The following is a 3,079-nucleotide window of genomic DNA, read 5'->3' on the forward strand; positions in this document are numbered from 1 at the left end:
CAAAGGTGTCAGTGCTCCTTCTCTTCCGGTTAGTGGTTTACCTTCTCTTATAGATGACAGGATATTTGTCTCTAATTCTTGATAGTTTACTAATCCAACATAGTTGTTTGCTCTTTTTTCTTTCATTTGTTAAACCTCCATTTTTTATATCATTAATATATCATTTTTCGGTTTGACACAGTTTATTTAACACTCCCCACCTTTCTCTACAGCACTAAGAACTTTATCGTACTTTTTCTCTGCGATAGCGTTAAATAAATCTTTATTTAACTTATCTAAATCTTTATTTGAACTCATTAACCCTCCTTTTTATAATTAGCCTCACCTCACGCAAGGCAGTCTAGCAGCATATTTTTATAAATCAACCCTTTTTATCACAAAATTTTTTTTCGATGAGAATTTTTGGTGAGAATTCTCGATGAGATACAAATTCGATTTATGGTAAAAGGAGAAGTGCAAGCAAAGTAATTCAATTTTTATAAATCTACTATATAAAGTACAAAAAACAAATTTGATACACAAAATATAGATGTTAGCTGATGCTTGGACCTTACTTATACTTACACTACTTGAAATTGTACTTGGTATAGACAACTTAATTTTTATTTCTCTGGCAATCGACAAAGCACCAAAACACCTGAGAGAAAGAGCACGTTTTTTTGGCCTTGGGTTAGCACTATTAATGCGTCTTGTGACACTATTTTTTATATCACTGACATTATCTATGCAAAAACCCATATTTTATATTGCATCATTAGGTATCTCAATAAAGGATTTATTAATGATTGTAGGTGGGTTGTTTCTCACTATTAAGAGTGTTATGGAGTTACTAAATGATATTTTATATAAACAAAACACAAAAAAAGTAAACATAAAGTCACAATTTTCTTTAGTTATATTGCAAATTATATTAATAGATTTAGTTTTTTCAATTGATTCAATTTTAACTGCCGTAGTATTGATACACAATATCATGATCATCTCAATTGCATTTATATTTTCTATGCTATCAATGTTATTTTTATCACACTATACCTCTAAATTAATAAAATCAGCTCCTAGATTAAAAACAATCGCCATATTATTCATTTTATTTGTTGGCATGTACCTCATACTCAATGGATTACACATATACTTCCCAAAATCGAGCTTATACTCCTCATTTATATTTGCATTACTTGTGGAAGCGATAAGTAGCCTCAAGAAACGGGGCAGCAATAGACTTTTTTGAAATCTATTTAAAAGAACTCTCCTTCGGGCTTTTAGTAGCAATAAAATTGCTACTAAACCCGAATGCAAAAAAAAACTACTATAAAACAATAGGGATTTCCTTTTACTTTACGAGCGCTGTTTGTGCAGCAGCATGTGTTACATTAGTATGTGTGAAATATGGATCTATTGCTGCTGCTTCTAATAGAACATCGAATATCTCTTCTGTAGCAGCCAAATGTAAAGGAGTTAGTCCATCGCTATTTTCAGCATTAACATCTGCACCTGCTACTAATAGAGCTTTGATTACTTGTATATCGCCACTCAGAACAGCCAAATGTAAAAGAGTGTTGCCATCTTGATCTCGAAGAACATCAATACTTCTACTTGTATATGCTTCTTCTATTTCTACTTCTCCCATTTCCTCCATCGTGCCTTCTATTGCTATTGCTTCTTTTTCTATTTCTACTTCTTCCATTGATACTACTGCTTCTATTGCTGCTGCTATTCCTTCTCCTTCTTCCATTACTTCTTCTGTTGCTGCTGCTACTCCTTCTTCCATTACTTCTTCTGTTGCTGCTGCTACTCCTTCTTTCATTACTTCTTCTGTTGCTTCTTCTATTGCTCCTACTCCTTCTTCCATTGATATTACTTCTTCTATTGCTTCTAATGCTTCTGATGTTATTCCTCCCATTTCTATTATTATGTTTATTGTTGACAAATTGCCACTAGCATAAGCCCAATCTAAAGGAGTTTTTCCATTTTTATCTTTAACATTAATCTTGTTATCTTGAATTTTAATATTTTTATCATAATCTCGTACTAATAGAGCTTCTAATATATTATCGAAGCCACAACCAGCAAGAAAATGCTTTAATGTACCTGAAAATCCATTGTATTGAATCGGTTTATCAACACTACTCTTTTTTTTCTTTTCCTTGTTATCACGATCTTCCCACTGGTCAAATATCTCCGGATATCCTCGCAAAATTGCTGATAACTTACCAAAGACATTATTGTGATTTAACTTTTGGTATAAATTTAGTTTCTCTAATTTGTCGAACAATTCTCTTGTCCATACTTCTTTTAATATTAAATTACTCAACATGTTTTCTCCTAAAATTAATAATATTAGTTAATATTTTAACTAATTATGTTAACTAAGTCAATATTAATCAATTATTTTGGTACCAAAGCTTGCGTCTACGTTTCTATTGAAGGAGCTCTCCTTCGGGCTTTTAGTAGCAATAAAATTGCTACCAACCCAAATTCAAAATTGCATATTATAAAAAATATGAATTTCTTTTACTGTGTGCGCGCGCTGTTTGTTCAGCAGCATGTGTTGTATCAGTATGCATGAGACGCGAATCTATTTTTGCTGCTTCCATTGCTATTTCTGCTGCTATTGCTGCTATTGCTGCTCTTTCTACTTCTTCTTCCAATACTTTTTCCATTTCTACTGCACCTGCTGCTAATAGAGCATCTACTATATTTTTATGACCTTTTTCACCAGCCAAATCTAAAGGAGTTTTGTCATTTTTATCTTGAGCATTAACATATGCACCTGCTTGCAATAGAGCATTTACTACTTCCAAATTGCCATTAATAGCAGCATAATGTAAAGTAGTTCTTTCATTTTTATCTTGAGCATTAACATCTGCACCTGCTGCTAATAGAGCATTTACTACTTCCAAATTGCCATTAATAGCAGCATAATGTAAAGTAGTTCTTTCATTTTTATCTTGAGCATTAACATCTGCACCTGCTGCTAATAGAGCATTTACTACTTCCAAATTGCCACTAACAGCAGCATAATGTAAAGGTGTTCTTCCATTTTTACTTTCAGCAGCATTAACATCTGCACCTGCTT

General features: G+C 32.5%; 3 protein-coding genes and 1 pseudogene. 1 reads left to right on the forward strand and 3 read right to left on the reverse strand.

The features are described from left to right. Positions 1-126, reverse strand: a pseudogene (locus IC220_RS06675) (IS256 family transposase); the annotation flags it as partial. Positions 127-529: 403 nt separating this feature from the next. Here IC220_RS06675 and IC220_RS06680 point away from each other — a divergent pair. Then, positions 530-1,231, forward strand: coding sequence for a TerC family protein (locus IC220_RS06680; protein WP_188153686.1), 702 nt, complete (start codon positions 530-532; stop codon positions 1,229-1,231). Positions 1,232-1,333: 102 nt separating this feature from the next. On the opposite strand, the gene IC220_RS06685 is transcribed toward IC220_RS06680, so the two are convergent. Together IC220_RS06685 and IC220_RS06690 are read right to left on the reverse strand one after the other, a co-directional pair. Next, a complete protein-coding gene (locus IC220_RS06685) occupies positions 1,334-2,317 on the reverse strand; it encodes an ankyrin repeat domain-containing protein (RefSeq protein WP_188153687.1) in 984 nt (327 codons plus the stop codon). Between the two features lie 175 nt (positions 2,318-2,492). Continuing rightward, on the reverse strand, positions 2,493-3,079 hold a 587-nt coding region (locus tag IC220_RS06690), incomplete at its 5' end, for an ankyrin repeat domain-containing protein (RefSeq protein ID WP_188153688.1).

This window comes from Wolbachia endosymbiont of Pentalonia nigronervosa (assembly GCF_014534705.1).
In the GTDB taxonomy this organism is placed as follows: Bacteria; Pseudomonadota; Alphaproteobacteria; order Rickettsiales; family Anaplasmataceae; genus Wolbachia.

Bases quoted from the DNA above. Each gene is read 5' to 3' on its own strand.
- IC220_RS06685 (WP_188153687.1), bottom strand. From the start codon at position 2,317: ATGTTGAGTAATTTAATATTAAAAGAAGTATGGACAAGAGAATTGTTC.
- IC220_RS06680 (WP_188153686.1), top strand. From the start codon at position 530: ATGTTAGCTGATGCTTGGACCTTACTTATACTTACACTACTTGAAATT.